General features: G+C 59.6%; 12 protein-coding genes, 2 tRNA genes and 2 pseudogenes. 7 read left to right on the top strand and 9 right to left on the bottom strand.

All coding sequences use genetic code 11. The features are described 5' to 3' along the window. The first annotated feature begins 161 nt into the window (after nucleotides 1-161). The gene (locus tag FGK64_RS01745) at nucleotides 162-2,213 is read left to right on the top strand and encodes a putative bifunctional diguanylate cyclase/phosphodiesterase (protein WP_138862081.1); all 2,052 of its coding nucleotides are present in this window, start codon (nucleotides 162-164) and stop codon (nucleotides 2,211-2,213) included. 96 nt (nucleotides 2,214-2,309) lie between these two features. Here FGK64_RS01745 and FGK64_RS01750 read toward each other — a convergent pair. The 7 genes and pseudogenes from FGK64_RS01750 to tgt form a co-directional block, all read right to left on the bottom strand. After that, nucleotides 2,310-2,385, bottom strand: a tRNA-Val gene (locus FGK64_RS01750). A 98-nt stretch (nucleotides 2,386-2,483) separates the two neighbouring features. After that, entirely contained in the window at nucleotides 2,484-3,050 is a 567-nt protein-coding gene (locus tag FGK64_RS01755; protein ID WP_138862082.1) for a histidine phosphatase family protein, read from the bottom strand. Nucleotides 3,051-3,088: 38 nt separating this feature from the next. Further along, nucleotides 3,089-3,163 (bottom strand) — tRNA-Val (locus FGK64_RS01760). A 255-nt stretch (nucleotides 3,164-3,418) separates the two neighbouring features. Continuing rightward, nucleotides 3,419-4,258 (bottom strand): annotated as a pseudogene (locus tag FGK64_RS01765) (integrase core domain-containing protein); the annotation flags it as partial. A gap of 65 nt (nucleotides 4,259-4,323) precedes the next feature. Then, nucleotides 4,324-5,610, bottom strand: a pseudogene (locus tag FGK64_RS01770) (IS3 family transposase). Between the two features lie 401 nt (nucleotides 5,611-6,011). Next, nucleotides 6,012-8,423 carry an endopeptidase La gene (lon, locus tag FGK64_RS01775; RefSeq protein WP_138862083.1) on the bottom strand — a complete coding sequence of 804 codons (2,412 nt, stop codon included), beginning with the start codon at nucleotides 8,421-8,423 and terminating at the stop codon, nucleotides 6,012-6,014. 225 nt (nucleotides 8,424-8,648) lie between these two features. Continuing rightward, nucleotides 8,649-9,776 carry a tRNA guanosine(34) transglycosylase Tgt gene (tgt, locus tag FGK64_RS01780; protein ID WP_138862084.1) on the bottom strand — a complete coding sequence of 376 codons (1,128 nt, stop codon included), beginning with the start codon at nucleotides 9,774-9,776 and terminating at the stop codon, nucleotides 8,649-8,651. Nucleotides 9,777-9,887: 111 nt separating this feature from the next. On the opposite strand from tgt, the gene FGK64_RS01785 reads away from it, so the two are divergent. Together FGK64_RS01785 and FGK64_RS01790 are read left to right on the top strand one after the other, a co-directional pair. Next, entirely contained in the window at nucleotides 9,888-10,781 is an 894-nt protein-coding gene (locus tag FGK64_RS01785; RefSeq protein WP_138862085.1) for an SPFH domain-containing protein, read from the top strand. Continuing rightward, nucleotides 10,778-11,044, top strand: a complete 267-nt coding sequence (locus tag FGK64_RS01790) for an NfeD family protein (protein ID WP_138862086.1) — start codon at nucleotides 10,778-10,780, stop codon at nucleotides 11,042-11,044. Before FGK64_RS01785 ends, FGK64_RS01790 begins: the two co-directional genes overlap by 4 nt. Before the next feature lies 1 nt (nucleotide 11,045). Here the strand turns inward: FGK64_RS01790 and FGK64_RS01795 are convergent, their stop codons facing one another. Beyond that, nucleotides 11,046-12,638, bottom strand: coding sequence for a DUF1217 domain-containing protein (locus tag FGK64_RS01795; protein WP_138862087.1), 1,593 nt, complete (start codon nucleotides 12,636-12,638; stop codon nucleotides 11,046-11,048). A 168-nt stretch (nucleotides 12,639-12,806) separates the two neighbouring features. Between FGK64_RS01795 and FGK64_RS01800 the strand changes: the two genes are divergently transcribed. The 4 genes from FGK64_RS01800 to tpiA all read left to right on the top strand — a co-directional run bounded on the left by FGK64_RS01800 (nucleotide 12,807) and on the right by tpiA (nucleotide 14,799). Then, the gene (locus FGK64_RS01800; protein ID WP_138862088.1) at nucleotides 12,807-13,169 is read left to right on the top strand and encodes an SUF system Fe-S cluster assembly protein; all 363 of its coding nucleotides are present in this window, start codon (nucleotides 12,807-12,809) and stop codon (nucleotides 13,167-13,169) included. Between the two features lie 71 nt (nucleotides 13,170-13,240). Continuing rightward, on the top strand, nucleotides 13,241-13,609 hold the full coding sequence (locus FGK64_RS01805) for a HesB/IscA family protein (RefSeq protein WP_138862089.1): 369 nt from the start codon (nucleotides 13,241-13,243) through the stop codon (nucleotides 13,607-13,609). A 5-nt stretch (nucleotides 13,610-13,614) separates the two neighbouring features. Next, a complete protein-coding gene (locus tag FGK64_RS01810; RefSeq protein ID WP_138862090.1) occupies nucleotides 13,615-13,938 on the top strand; it encodes a TfoX/Sxy family protein in 324 nt (107 codons plus the stop codon). A 102-nt stretch (nucleotides 13,939-14,040) separates the two neighbouring features. Beyond that, nucleotides 14,041-14,799: a triose-phosphate isomerase gene (gene tpiA / locus FGK64_RS01815; RefSeq protein WP_138862091.1), complete on the top strand. Its 759-nt coding sequence runs from the start codon at nucleotides 14,041-14,043 to the stop codon at nucleotides 14,797-14,799. Here tpiA and FGK64_RS01820 read toward each other — a convergent pair. Beyond that, nucleotides 14,796-15,662: a DUF1206 domain-containing protein gene (locus tag FGK64_RS01820; protein WP_138862092.1), complete on the bottom strand. Its 867-nt coding sequence runs from the start codon at nucleotides 15,660-15,662 to the stop codon at nucleotides 14,796-14,798. The two genes, tpiA and FGK64_RS01820, sit on opposite strands and share 4 nt — an antisense overlap. Between the last annotated feature and the right edge of the window lie 35 nt (nucleotides 15,663-15,697).

Below are 15,697 nucleotides of genomic sequence, written 5' to 3' on the forward strand. Positions count from 1 at the left end.
GAATAGGCCATGCACCGGGGGGCGTCAAGCGACTTTTTGGAAGAAAATGCAAAGTTCTTTCCGAATAGGTTCAGGGCCTGGTCTGGCACGTGAATTCGACATCCGAAACCGAATGTTAGGAAACCCCGCCTATCCAGATGCCGGACCATCGGAACGGACAGATGCAACGCCTTGTCGAGTGTATTACCCAAGAACATCATACCGGGATCCTTTTAACCGCCATCGCGGTGTGCGTCGTCGGATCCGGCCTGACGGTCAGGCTGCTGCTGCGGCGCTGGTCACAGCGCCCGATACTGAAAGCCGTTCAGATTGCGATCATCGCGTCGACCTGCGCCACCACCATATGGGCGACGCACTTCATCGCGATGATCGCCTACGATCCCGGTGTACCGCATGCCTATGGCGTGGTTCTGACCGGCATCAGCCTTTTGGTCGCGATCTTTGGTGTTGTCTTGTCCTACCTTGTCGGCATCGCGCAAAAACTGCCGTTCCGCCACTACATGGCCGGCGCGATCCTTGGTCTGACAATCGTCGCAATGCATCAGGTTGGCGTCGATGCGATGATACTGCAGGGGCATGTCGATTTTGCGCCCCGATATATCATTGCGATGGTTGCCTCGGCGTCTTTTCTGGCGACCGCGTTCAATGCGGGAATCCTCCGAATCCCGTTGCGCCTGCGCTGGGCGGGGGGAACCGCCATGCTGACGACGACGATCCTGCTGGCCCATTTGACAGGCATGGCCGCGATCCGGATCCGGCTGGACCCAAGGGTCGCAGTTCCGGATCAGGTTCTGCCGGACAGCGTTCTCGCCGCCTTGGTACTTGCGGTGGTCGCGCTATTCTACGGAATGGGAATAGCCTTTTTTCTGCTCGAGACCATTTTGACAAATGACACCCGGCGCCAGCTGATGACGGCGTCGCTGCGCGACAACCTTACGGGTTTGCCAAACCGGCTCAGCCTGTCACGCCATATCGACCGCTGCGCGCGCGACCTTGGCGCCGGGCGGATACAAGCCGTTGCCATTCTGACGTTGGATTTGGACAAGTTCAAAGAAATCAATGACGTACATGGGCATGTCGCCGGTGACGAAGTGCTGTGCACCCTGGCAGGTCGGTTTCGCCGCGCTCTGTCAGACCGCGAGTTCATTGCGCGTACCGGTGGAGATGAGTTTGTTGCTGTCAAAACAGACTTTGCCCGCGTGGAAGAGGTGCGCGCCTTCGCGGTACGACTGCGCGCGCAAGTGCCGGAGCCATTGTATTTCCAAAGTGCCAGCCTGCGCCTTGGCGCCAGTGTCGGCTTTGCCTGCTATCCCGAAGACAGCAGCGACCTGACGAAGATCATGCACTTCTCGGATCTTGCGATGTACCGGGCCAAAACTGACCCATACGTCAAGATTCGCCACTTCGAACACGACATGCACCGCGAGAACCGCGCACGAATCTCTTTGGTGCGTGATCTGCGGATGGCGATCGAACGCAATCAGCTAGACTTGGTCTATCAATCGCAAAACGACGTCCGCTCGCAAGCGCCCGTGGGGTTCGAGGTGCTCTTGCGGTGGAATCACCCCGAACGAGGTAATATTCCTCCATCCGAATTCATCCCAATTGCCGAAGAAACGGGGCTGATCCGCGAAATCGGTCTATGGGTCCTCCGAAAGGCATGCACCGAGGCCGTGACGTGGCACCGGCCTGTGCGTATCGCGGTGAACGTCGCTCCGCAGCAACTGGTGCAGCCGTCATTCGTTGAAACCGTGGCTGATATCCTGCTGGAAACCGGTCTGACCCCGGATCGGCTGGAACTTGAAATAACCGAGGCCAGTATCATCGACGACCAGCGCAACACACTCGACGTGATGCACAGGCTCAAAGCGATGGGCGTACGCATTGCCATGGATGATTTCGGAACCGGCTACTCCTCTATGGCGACGCTGCAAACCTTCCCCTTCGACAAGATCAAGATCGACCGTAGCTTCATAGATGGCGTCGATGGAGATCCAACGCGCGCCGCAATCGTACGCTCGACCCTGATCCTGGGCCAAGCGCTGGATATTCCCGTTCTTGCAGAGGGTGTCGAGAAGCGCGAAGAGCTTGAATTTCTTTTGCGCGAACACTGCACCGAAGTGCAGGGCTTCCTCTTCGGCGCGCCACTCACCTACGAAGAGATGCGAAAAATCGTCGATGCCCCCCTGCACCGCGCAGCCGGGCTTGGCTAACGCTTCACCGTGTCGAGCTACAAATGTTCTCGGAGGATAACGACACGGGCAGCCCGCTCGCTTCGTGCGCGTCAATCAAGACATAGAGCTGAGGGGTGGTGGGTGATGAGAGACTCGAACTCCCGACATCTTCGGTGTAAACGAAGCGCTCTACCAACTGAGCTAATCACCCGGATACGCGCGGTTTAGCCAAGGTCACGGACCATTGCAAGCGGCCAATCGCATGTCATACGCGCCGCACCGATTGATGTCTTTAGCCGCACCGTCCGATTATGTCAGCTCTTGGAAACCGGATGGATCAAGGCGGTAGACAACACCGTGATCCGCCGGAAACGTACCGAACTCGACAAGGTCCCTACCGAAATAGACGCAGGCCAACAAGCGCAGGGTCACCCCGTGCGTCACGATCACCGCCGGGCCACTCAGCCTCTCGAGGAAAGCTTCGACACGCTTCGCAACGTCCCCGGGTGTCTCTCCACCGGGCAAGTGCCAATATACGGCCAGTCCCGCCAGATCCAGGTCACGGTTCACCGCCGCAATTTCCGCGCGCGAGCGTCCGGCCCAGTCGCCCATAGCGATCTCGCGCAGGCTGGGTTCAAGATAAAACTCCGACGACCGGCCCTTGACGATCTGCGCTGTTGCAACTGCGCGCGGCTGCGGCGAACAAAACCATTGATACCCGGACAGATCCAACTGCTGAAGAATGGCGCGTTGATCGCCAGCCTGACGGCGTCCAAGCGGCGTAAGACTGCTGTCAAAGCCACCCTGAAAGCGGCCTTCGCGATTCCATTCGGTTTCGCCGTGCCGCAGACCTAAGATAGTAGGAAACTGAGCCATCTTGCCTGCATCGACCAGATTGCGCCGAACGGTAAGAATGGTGGGTGATAAGAGATTTGAACTCCTGACATCTTCGATGTGAACGAAGCGCTCTACCACTGAGCTAATCACCCAACGCCGCGCGTCTTAGCCGGTGCCGGAGTGATCCGCAAGTCCCGGACTTGAAAGTTTTTATCTTCGAGCGCGAATTCATGCCAAAGAAAAGCGCCCCCGGCGTGGAGTGGCTCGTTCCGGGATCTGGGACACGAGCGCCGAGAATCTGGCTGTTTCTCGGCGGTCAACCGTTTCTCCCCTCCAATAGTGCGACACAGTTGATGCGGGCAAGAAACCTTTTCGTTTTTTTCGGGCAAAACCAATGTTCTAGTGACCTACCCCTGCCGGTCCCTCGTTCGTAACGAGTGTCTGCGGGTTTGATTTTGATAATCATGGGTTCCGGTTTGGGCAAGCGCGCCTGGCGCGGAACCCTCAAATTGCTCAAGCGCTCGGCGCGCTTGCAGTAGCGTCTGGTTTCCGAGCGACGAATGCGGCCTGACAGCCTTTCAAGCATATCGCCACAGCGCCAGCTTTCGCCGGGCATCGTCCAAAGTGTCAAAGCTCTCATCGTTCAATAGCGCGTCGCGCAGGCTGCCGTTGAACGACTCGATCAAAGCGTTCTGCTGCGGTTTCCCAGGGTCGATGTAATGCCACGGCACATCTTTCTGGTCGGCCCATCTCAGGATGGCCCGGCTTGTGAACTCCGTCCCGTTATCACTGACGAAGCAACCCGGCTATCCGTAGACCCGCACCAGCGCATCCAGTGCGCGGGCGACACGAGCTTCCGAGATACTGGTGTCAGCCATAAGGCACAGGTTTTCGCGGCAGCAATCGTCGATCACCGCCAGGGCGACCCATTTTGCGCCTTTGGTTCAAGAACAATGGCGAGCGAACTTGCGTGAAGCACCGAAGCTGTCCGACAGATGGTCCAGCAACCAGCGCGCATTTGGGCGCGCCGCCTCCGGCATCGGTGTGCGTGTGCCGCGGGCCCGCTTGCGGCCACGTCGTCCCTTCACCGATAGCCCTTCCTCCCGGTAAAGCCGATACAGCTTCTTGCAGTTCATGATTATGCCCTTGCGTTCGATCAGGACGCCGATCCGACGATAGCCGAACCGACGCCGCTTGCCTGCAATCTCCTGCAATTTCTTGCGGATCTCGGGGCAATCCGGCGGGCGCGCGCCGGACCGTCTAGGGATCGACACTAGACCTGTCGCGAATTTGTGCCGCTACAGGTGCTCGTTTAAGCCACTTTTCGTTCGAAGGCGACCGGTCTCTTCCAGCCCAGTGCTGAGTGACGCCGGCGCGGATTGCAGAAGCCGTTGATGTATTCGAAGATTGCCTTCTCAGCCTGCCGCCGTGTTTCCCATGACCGTCGCCAGATCGGCTCAGCCTTGATGGTCTTGAAGAACGTCTCGACAGTCGCGTTGTCATAGCAGTTTCCCTTGCCGCTCATCGAGACCTGGAAGCCATGCTGGCGCAGGATTTTCTGATAGTCGTGCGAACAGTATTGGCTGCCGCGATCCGTGGGGTGAATGCACTCTTTGGGGGGAGTTCTGAATGCAATTGCCGTGCTCAACGCCCGGATCGACAGATCGCGTTTCATGCGATTGCTGACGGCCCAGCCGATCACGCGGCGGGACTGTAGATCGAGGAGCGAGCCATTGTCCGCCATTGGTCCGAGGGCAATGGCGAGCGCCAGATATACCCCCCTCGCGGGTCCAGAAGTAGCTGATGTCGCCCGCCCATTTCCGGTTCGGCCCGGCCGCATTGAAGTCGCGATCCAGCAGGTTCGGAGCGATGTTGAACGTATGATCACTGTCTGTGCGTCGTTGGGGAAATGATCCCCCGGATCATTTCCTGACCCTCCTCCACCTTGAACTTGCGCGTTCTTAAAACAGTAATCCCGTTTTCGCGCACCCACTGCCCGGCAGGCGATTGCCAAGCAATCTGCCGAGAGGATCGACCGACGCGCCGGTGCGCGACATCGACACCGACCTCCTTCAATTCTTCGGTCATTCGGGGCCTGCCGTAGCTGCCCAGGCTCAAGCGCGACTGTTCCTTGGTATGCGCCAGCACAACCATATCCGTGCGCTGCCTGTGGCTGGCAGGCCGGCTGCGGAAAGACAGCAATCCGCGCGTGCTGACGTTCATGACCTGAAAAAGCCGGTCGATCGGGAAGGCGCCGCGCTGTTCTTCCCCTCTCGGGATCATGCTGCGCATGACCCTGCCGGGCAGCGGATGAACCTGAACCTCATGGCTTTTGGCTCGCGAAGAACTGGGTGGCTTTTCTTAGGATGTCCCTCTCCTCCTTGAGGAAGCGGTTCTCGCGCAGACGCCGTTCGTTCTTCTGCGCAAGATCGCGATCCTCGGGCGATACCACATCTGTGTCACGGTGCGCGTTTGCCCACTTGTTCAAGGTCGAAAGCCCAACGCCCAGATCGTCAGCAACTTGTCGCCGTGTCAGCCCGCTGGTCAGAGCAATTCGCACCGCCTCTTTGCGAAATTCATCCGTTCTTCCTGTGCCCATAGCTCGTCTTCTTTGCTGCACACGATGCGATCAAAAGAGCGGCACCTAACCGCGACAGGTCTAGGTCTGCCAAAACGGCAGAGTATGCTTGAGAAAGGCTCATATGCTGGAACGTCTTGACCATTCGATCTCCGATCTTTCGGTTTTGATGTGCCAAGAAGGCCTTCAGGACCGACTAAGATGTTGGCCGTTTTGCCCGGCAACGAAATCCCAAAACGACTTTTCTGCTCACTGTTGCATCGGGACAAACGTCCCGTAGCTCTTGTGGGTGACCCTGAAAAATATGATCGAAAAACCAAACGGCTACCGAGGATCTCCTCGGTAGCCGTTGCAGTTGCGTCCCAGATTCCGAAATGAGCCAGGTGTTCAGACCGGGAGCGTTTTCAGCTAGATCAGCAAGATCAATGCGCGGTCGGGCTCCCTGCCAAACCAGCCTTCTCTGCTGCCGCCGCTGCAATCGCAGCCTCTTCGGCGGCCTCGTCCCATTCAATAGGCTCGGGTTGCCGTACCAAGGCGTGCTTCAACACTTCGGATACATGCTTGACGGGAACAATATCGAGCCCGGCTTTTACGTTATCCGGAATATCAGGAAGATCCTTCGCATTTTCTTCCGGAATCAGCACCGTCTTGATGCCCCCGCGCAGCGCCGCCAGCAGCTTTTCCTTCAGCCCACCGATGGCGCTTGCGTTGCCGCGCAGCGTCACCTCACCCGTCATCGCGATATCCTTGCGGACCGGTATCTGCGTCAGGACCGACACGATTCCAGTCACCATCGCCAAGCCGGCCGAAGGGCCGTCTTTCGGGGTGGCACCATCGGGCACGTGAACGTGAATATCCCAGTGATCGAAGCGCGGCGGCTTGATCCCAAGGCTCGGACTGATCGAGCGCACGTAGCTCGACGCTGCGTCGATCGACTCCTTCATCACGTCCCCAAGCTTACCGGTGGTTTTCATCCGGCCCTTGCCCGGCAGGCGCAAGGCTTCGATGCTCAGCAATTCGCCTCCAACGCTCGTATACGCCAGCCCCGTCACCACACCAACCTGGTCTTCCTGTTCGGCCAGGCCAAAGCGGTACTTCGGCACACCAAGGAATTCGTCAAGGTTTTCGGGAGTCACCGTGACCGACTCTGCCTCGCCCTTGATAATCCGCGTCAGTGACTTGCGCGCAACCTTGGCGATTTCGCGTTCGAGGTTCCGCACACCCGCTTCGCGCGTGTAGGTGCGAATAATCTCGGTCAGCGCGTCATCCGTCAGTTCGAACTCCTTGCCTTTCAGTGCATGGTTCTTCACCTGCTTGGAAATCAGGTGCTGCTTCGCGATCTCGCGCTTTTCATCCTCGGTGTAGCCCGCCAGCGGAATGATCTCCATCCGGTCCAGCAGCGGCCCCGGCATGTTGTAGCTGTTCGATGTCGTCAGGAACATCACATTGCTCAGGTCGTATTCGACCTCGAGGTAGTGATCGACAAAGCTGCCGTTCTGTTCCGGATCCAGCACCTCGAGCATCGCGCTGGCCGGATCGCCCCGGAAATCCTGGCCCATCTTGTCGATTTCATCCAGCAGGATCAACGGGTTGGTGGTTTTCGCCTTTTTCAGCGCTTGGATGATCTTGCCCGGCATCGACCCGATATAAGTCCGACGGTGGCCGCGGATTTCCGATTCGTCACGCACACCGCCCAGGCTGATGCGGATGAATTCACGCCCGGTTGCCTTTGCCACGGATTTGCCAAGCGATGTCTTGCCAACGCCCGGAGGGCCGACAAGGCACATGATCGGGCCTTTCATCTTCTTGCTGCGCTGCTGCACGGCCAGATATTCGACGATCCGTTCCTTCACCTTTTCAAGGCCGTAGTGGTCGTTATCCAGAATGTCCTGGGCGCGGCCAAGGTCTTTCTTGACGCGCGATTTGACCCCCCACGGGATCGACAGCATCCAGTCAAGGTAGTTACGTACAACCGTGGCCTCGGCGCTCATCGGCGACATGTTCTTGAGCTTCTTCAGCTCGGCGTCGGCCTTCTCGCGCGCCTCTTTCGACAGCTTGGTTTCCTGGATTTTCTGTTCCAGCTCAGCAACTTCGTTGCTGCCATCCTCGCCATCGCCCAGCTCGCGCTGGATCGCCTTCATCTGTTCGTTCAGGTAATATTCGCGCTGCGTCTTCTCCATCTGGGATTTGACGCGCGTCTTGATCTTCTTCTCGACCTGCAGAACGCTCAACTCGCCCTGCATCAGGCCATAGACCTTCTCGAGCCGGTCGCTGACCGACAGGGTTTCCAGCAGCTCCTGCTTTTGCTCAACCTCGATCCCGAGATGGCCGGCAACCAGATCGGCCAGACGCGCCGGTTCGGTGGATTCGCCGACGGCGGCCAGAGCCTCCTCGGGGATGTTCTTGCGAACTTTCGCGTAGCGTTCGAATTCGTCACCGACCGCGCGCAACAGCGCCTCGGTCGTGGTCACGTCTCCGGGAATTTCGGTCAGGTACTCGGCCCGGGCTTCAAAGAATTCATCATTCTCCAAATACTCGGTAATCCGCACCCGCGCTTGCCCTTCGACCAGCACTTTCACAGTGCCATCGGGAAGTTTCAGCAATTGCAGCACGTTGGCCAGCACACCGGCGTCATAGATGCCATCGGCCTCGGGATCATCCTCGCTCGGGTCAATCTGGCTCGACAGCAGGATTTGCTTGTCGTCCGCCATCACCTCTTCCAAGGCGCGCACCGATTTCTCTCGTCCGACGAAAAGCGGCACGATCATGTGCGGGAATACCACGATGTCACGCAGCGGCAGCACCGGATAGGACGCGTTAAGAGGCTCTTTCATGCTCTTTCCTTATTCTTGGCAAGGCGGCGAGGTCCCTAAGTCAGGCAACCATAGCCGTCTCCTGTTTACGGATAGATAACCTGTGGCCCCGCCCTGCTCATTTCAAGCCATTATTGTGGTCACCATGACGTGTCGTGGGGCGATGTGCAACGGGGCACACTGTCGCCCGGGGTGCTCCTGCAAAGGAAAGTAACGCTAAGTCTAGGAAAGCGGCGGGTCGCCCGCTCAGACCGGTTCGATATCACCCAGCGCACGGTCGGCGTGGAACTGATTTTCCCAGTCGCAAAAAGTGCCCGCCGCAATCGCCTCCCGCATTCCAGCCATCAGATCCTGATAGTACTGCAGGTTGTGCCAGGTCAGCAGCATCCCCGAAATCATCTCTTGCGCACGAAACACATGGTGCAGATAGGCGCGCGAATAGCCCCGGCAGGCCGGGCAGGAACAGCCTTCGTCCAAGGGGCGCGGATCATCCGCATGGCGCGCGTTCTTGATGTTCACCACGCCACGGCGCGTAAACACCTGCCCCGTGCGCCCCGAGCGCGACGGCAAAACGCAATCCATCATGTCGATCCCGCGTTTGACGGCGCCGACGATATCATCGGGCTTACCCACGCCCATCAGATATCGCGGCTTGTCGACAGGCAGCATATCGGGCGCGAAATCAAGCACATCGAACATGATCTCCTGTCCCTCACCCACGGCCAGCCCACCGACGGCGTAGCCATCGAAACCAATCTCTTGCAGTGCCTCAGCACTTTCCGCGCGCAAATCCCGCGTCACGCCACCCTGCTGAATCCCGAATAATGCATGGCCCGGTCGGTCGCCAAAAGCATCGCGCGACCGCTGCGCCCAGCGCATCGACAGGCGCATACTCTCGGCCACGGCCTTTTCTTCGGCTGGCAAAGCGGGACATTCATCGAAACACATCACGATGTCGCTTCCCAGCAGGCGCTGAATTTCCATCGACCGTTCCGGTGTCAGCATGTGCCGCGAACCGTCGATGTGGCTTTTGAAGGCTACGCCTTCCTCGGTCAGCTTGCGCAGGCCCGCCAGGCTCATCACCTGGAAGCCGCCGGAATCCGTCAGGATCGGCTTGGACCAGTTCATGAATTCATGAAGACCGCCCAACCGGTCGACCCGTTCCGCGCCGGGGCGCAGCATCAGGTGATAGGTGTTGCCCAGCAGGATGTCGGCGCCCGTGGCCGCCACGCTTTCGGGCAGCATCGCCTTGACGGTCGCGGCGGTGCCCACAGGCATGAAGGCCGGCGTGCGGATCGTGCCACGCAGCGTGGTGATCGCGCCGGTGCGCGCCTTGCCGTCGGTGGCCGAGAGGGAAAAAGAAAATCCGGTCATGCGCGCGCTATAAACCCGCGCGGGCCCGCCCGCAACGGTGACCCGGGCGCTTGATAAACCTGGCTGAACCGCTCAAATACAAACTGTTGTTTATTCCTTTGAGGCAAGCGCATGAGCGAACAGGACATCATCGACCTTTTGACCGGCAACCTCGCCTATATTCTGGGCGCGATCCTTTTGGTGGTGATCGTCGTCAAGGGCGTGCGGATTGTGCCGCAATCCGAAAAATACGTCGTCGAACGGTTTGGCCGCCTGCATTCGGTGCTTGGCCCGGGGATCAACTTTACCGTGCCGTTTCTGGATGTTGTGGCGCATCGCATCTCGATCCTCGAACGCCAGCTGCCTACCGCCAGTCAAGATGCAATCACCCGCGACAACGTGTTGGTGCAGGTCGATACATCCGTTTTCTACCGCATCATCGAGCCGGAAAAGACCGTGTACCGAATCCGCGACGTGGATGCGGCGATTGCCACGACGGTGGCCGGGATCGTGCGCGCGGAAATCGGCAAGATGGACTTGGACGACGTTCAATCAAACCGCGACCAGTTGATCAGTACGATCAAAACCAGCGTGGAAGATGCTGTCGACAACTGGGGCATCGAGGTCACGCGGGCCGAAATCCTTGACGTGAACCTGGATCAGGCCACCCGTGATGCGATGCTGCAGCAGCTGAATGCCGAACGCGAACGTCGCGCGCAGGTGACTCGCGCCGAAGGGCAAAAACGCGCGGTCGAGTTGCAGGCCGATGCCGAACTTTACGCCGCCGAGCAGGTTGCCAAGGCCCGCCGCATTCAAGCCGATGCCGAAGCTTATGCCACGGGCGTCGTTGCTGCCGCGATCAAGGAAAACGGGCTGGAAGCGGCACAGTATCAGGTTGCGCTGAAACAGGTCGAGGCGCTGAACAAGCTGGGCGCCGGTGACGGCCAGCAAACGATCATCCTGCCTGCCAATGCGCTTGAGGCCTTTGGCGATGCCTTCAAGATGCTGAAAGGGGGCCGGGGATGATCTGGACGATCTGGTGGGCCTGGCTTTGTGTCGCGATCGTGTTGGGCATCGTCGAGGTCATGGTTCCTGGGTTCATCTTTCTGGGTTTCGCGATCGGCGCGCTGGCGGTCAGCATGTTGATCCTGAACATCGGATTGGCGCTGTCGCTCCCCCTGATGGTGCTTCTCTTCTCGGCCCTGTCTCTGGTCGCATGGCTGGTGCTGCGGCGCATCTTTGCGCGGCCACATGGCGTGAAATACTTCGACCGCGATATCAACGACTGACCTAATTTCCCGCGAGCAGCGTCAGAACCGAATTGCCGACCTGAGCAGTGTTCTGAACGCCGCTAAGGGTAAGGTAGCGGTTGCGCAGCTGATCCATCAAATCGGGGTCAGTAAAATCGGCAAGATCATCGGTGCCGAAGTAGTTCTGCGCGCGCACCTTCATGTCATTCAACTGCCGGTCGATATCCAGCGCGCCAAAACTGGGCGGCAGGCCAAAGATCGTTTCAAACACCGCGCGCAGCGGTTTCGACGCCAGAACCCCGTACCATTGGGCATCGGTGCTTAGCGCGTTTTTCACCGTATCGTTCAATTCGCGTTCCAGTGACATGGCAACCCGCATCGATGCATCGCTTTGTCCGATCTGGATTTCGAATTGCCGGTCCAGATAATTCTGCACGATGCCTTCGGCGAACCCGGCAGGGTATACCCGGCCTTCGGTTTCGGGCTTCATGATGAAGGCATCGGCGAATGCGTGATAGCGCTGATCCTGCTCAAGATTGAGGTACGACAACGGGTTGTCACGATCCGAGTTCAGGATTTTGGCCGCAAATTGAGCGCCGTCTGCCCGCGACGGCAGATCAAAGAAGGCAAATGTATCCAGCATCAGGCCGATATCGGAAAACAGCTCTGACGGCGAGCCGATCACCGTCGCGCGAGCGTTCACTGTTTCAACCAGTTTTTCCAACCGACTGGTGTAAGGCGCGTTCACGGCCTCTGCCTCGGCCCTGGCGTGAAATCCAAACGCCTCTGCCAAGGCCAGATAGCGGGTATCGTCCTGCGTGTTGGCGACTGAAGCTGCATCGCCCAGGTCAGACTCGAGCACCTCGCGGAGGAAGTCCGGGCGGTAGATATCATTTTCCAGCCCGAAAATGTCCAGCGTGGCCTCCAGCAGCTCTGGTTCGGCGAAAAGGTCATCCGCCGTCTTTATACTACCCGCCACCCCGTCAAATTTGGCGGCAAATCCGTAAATCGTGTCTTTCTGCGCCAGTTTCTCGGCAAAACCGAAGGCTTCAGCCATCTCGGCATAGCGTGGATCGGACAAGCGGTTGGCAAAGGATGCCGGGTCTGTCACGTCAGAGTTCAAAACCTGTTTCAAAAAGAACGTATTGCTCCGGTCCCCCTCCAGCCCGAATTGCGACAATGCCGCTGTCAGCAAGGCCGGGCGACGCAGCAGATCATCGGCGGTTTTCAGACCGGCCAGTTCTTCCATCACCTCGCTCGCCGAACTCAGCCCTTCCAGCTGCGGCGCCTCGCCCGCGAAATTGAACGCCTTGGCAAAGGCCAGGTAACGGTTATCGGCCAGTTTGTTGGCCAGCGAGCCGCTGTCGGACAGGTCGGAATCAAGGATTTTCTTGATGAAGGCGCGGTTGTTGATGTCCTCGTCCAGACCGAAAGCCCCCAGTGCCACGCGCAGCAGCGCGCGATCTTCCATCAGCTGTTCCGAGCTTTGCACAACCTTCAGCTTGTCCATGAAATGCTGAGTATCGCGGGTGACCTGAGGCGATTGCGCATACAGCGCCTGCTGCTGCCCACGGGTGCGCTGCAAGAAGCCATATCCGGCAAGACCGGTTCCGATCACCGTGGGAGTAAACATATCCTGACCTTTCCGCACCTGTGCACAAAGCCGCCCGCGATGGTGGTAGCGGCCAACCGTTAACAAGTGGTTGTTCAGACAATTCTACCAATCGCCGCGCACCACACGGCCTTTACGTGCGCGGGTGGAAATCTTATATAAATCCTCGGATAACAGACCGAGGCCCCGATGACCCAGACGCCCGAAGCCCTTGAAGGCGCGCCGCTGATTGCGCCCTCGTCGACCGATCACCCCCTGTACGATCAAGTGGTCGAGGCGTGCCGTACGGTGTACGACCCGGAGATCCCGGTTAACATCTACGAGCTTGGACTGATCTATACCATTGATATAAATCAGGAAAACGAGGTTCGGATCATCATGTCGCTGACCGCACCCGGATGCCCTGTTGCCGGAGAGATGCCCGGCTGGCTGGCCGATGCCATCGAACCGATCCCCGGTGTCAAACAGGTGGATGTGCAACTGACGTGGGAGCCGCCCTGGGGCATGGAAATGATGAGCGACGAGGCCCGGCTCGAGCTGGGTTTCATGTAGGCGCGCTGCCGCGCACTTGAGACGGCACCGCAAAGCCCCTAGGTTGATGGGGTAAGGATAGAGGTGTTTACATGTTCGGTATTCCCGGCAAACAGGCCGTCACCCTGACCCCGGCGGCGGCCACACAGATTTCCCGCCTGATGCAACGCGCGGGCCATTCCGGCCTGCGGATCGGCGTGAAGAAGGGCGGCTGTGCGGGCATGGAATACACCATGGATTACGTTTCGGACACGGACCCGAACGACGAAGTCGTGGAACAGGATGGCGCCCGGGTGATGATCGCCCCAATGGCGCAGATGTTCCTGTTCGGCACCGAAATCGACTATCAGACCAGCCTGTTGGAATCCGGGTTCAAGTTCAACAACCCGAACGTGGCCGAGGCGTGTGGCTGCGGCGAGTCGATCAAGTTCAATGACATGACCCTGCCAACCGGCAACTGACGCGCATGGCGATATCCGACAGCGATATCGCCTTTGCGCTTGAGTTGTTCGAAGGTCTTGGCCCGCTGACCACCCGCCGCATGTTCGGCGGCATGTGCCTGTATCGGGACGGCACCGTGTTCGCGTTGATGCGCAGCGATGGAGAGTTGCTGTTGAAGGCCGTCGGCAGCTTTCGTGACGAGGTGAGCGCGCAGGGCTGGGACCGCTGGGTGCATACCCGCGCCAATGGCGCATCCACCGCGATGCCCTATTGGGTCATCCCCCCTGCCCTGTTGGACGATCCCGATGAAGCCTGCGCGCACGCGCGCCGGGCCTTGGCCGAGCTTTAAGCCTGCGGGACGATCCCTTGGCATTCCGCATCCGCCAGATTGTTTCGCCCCGGCGGCGATGCTACCACAGGCGCTGAACCGAACAAAAACGGAGAGTGGCGGGTGCGACGGAAACTGGCGGCAGGCAACTGGAAGATGAACGGCCTCTCGGGCGATCTGGGCGTTCTGGCGGATCTGGCCGCAGCCCATGGCGAAGGTGATGTCGATATTCTGATCTGTCCGCCGCACACGTTGGTCAACCGCGCGGCCCAGACAGTGGCCGACGGTAAGATCCGCATCGGGGGGCAGGATTGCCACGCCGCCGAGACCGGCGCGCACACCGGCGATGTCAGCGCCGCCATGCTGGTAGATGCCGGGGCAAAATGGGTGATCGTCGGCCATTCCGAGCGGCGCACCGATCACGACGAAAGCGACAGCGATGTGCGCAACAAGGCGCGGGCCGCCATTGACGCCGGGCTGGGCGTGATCGTCTGTGTCGGAGAGTCACTGGCCCAGCGCGAAGCAGCCAATACGCTGGATATCATCGGCGGCCAGCTGTCCGGGTCGATCCCCGATCTGGTGACCGGGCAGAATCTTGTGGTGGCCTATGAGCCGATCTGGGCCATCGGCACCGGCAAGGTGCCCACCACGGACGAAATCGGCGAGGTGCATGATTTCATCCGCGCCCGCCTGGAGCGCCGCTTTGGCGCGGGCGTCGCGCGGTCGGTTCGGCTGCTGTATGGCGGATCGGTGAAGGCCGGGAACGCCGCCGACATATTCGCCGTCTCGAACGTGGATGGCGCGTTGGTGGGTGGCGCCAGCCTGACGGCGGCCGATTTCTCGCCCATCGTCACGGCGCTGGAACAGGCAGCAAAAGCCTAGCTTGTGACACGACGCAAGTGGCGGGCCGCCTTCAGCTTGGCGTCCGTGGCCAGCGTTTTCAGCTTGCGTTCAGAGAGAGCAGGAATAGCGCGGTAGATCGCTTCGACCGCGTTTTCCACCGCAAAGGCCAGCAAGCCCAGTGCGACCGCTCCAAGAAGGAGGCGGCCGAACGGGGCGGCGCGCAGGGTGCCCAGTGCCTCGCCCAGGCCCTTGGCTTGCTGCGGATCGGTGTTCAATGCGGCAAAGACGATCGACACGCCAATGATCGCGATCACCACGCCTTCGGCAATACAGCCGAATTTCATCACGGGGCTCAGCTTCAGCGACATGGGAGTGAGGCGGATCTGTTTCTTGTACTTCTCGGCCACGCCCTTCCAGACGTAATACACACCCGCCCCGATGGTGGCGACACCGACCCCCGCGACCAGCCAGACGCCATAGGGCATAGCAAGGATCTGCGCGGTCACGCTTTCGGTGCCGCTGCCACCTTCGCCGCTATCCTTGCCGCGCAGGGCGACAGTGGCAACCGACACCCCGATCCCGGCATGGATCACCCCTGTCACCACCAACCCGGCGCGTGACAGCAGACCCTTCGCATCATTGCCGTAGCGTTCCAAATCCATCCAGGCGTCGATCAACCGCCAGATCGTGTAGGCAAACAGCCCCAGTGCAATCCCCCACAGCAGCGGCACACCCCAGCCTTCGCCCAGCAGCTCGGCCAGCGCATCGGTGGTGCCTTCGGCTTCGTCGCCATCAATCGCGGCGCCCAGCGCCAGCCCCCCGACCGCCGTGTAAACGGCTGCCCGCGCGAAATAGCCCGCGCGCATGACGGGAATGACCCAGTCCGGTGCCTGATCTGACATGAAAGCGCCCTCCCTGTGGATACAGGAAGGACGCG

The sequence above is a fragment of the Arenibacterium halophilum genome (genome assembly GCF_005938225.1).
GTDB classification, from domain to species: domain Bacteria; phylum Pseudomonadota; class Alphaproteobacteria; order Rhodobacterales; family Rhodobacteraceae; genus Arenibacterium; species Arenibacterium halophilum.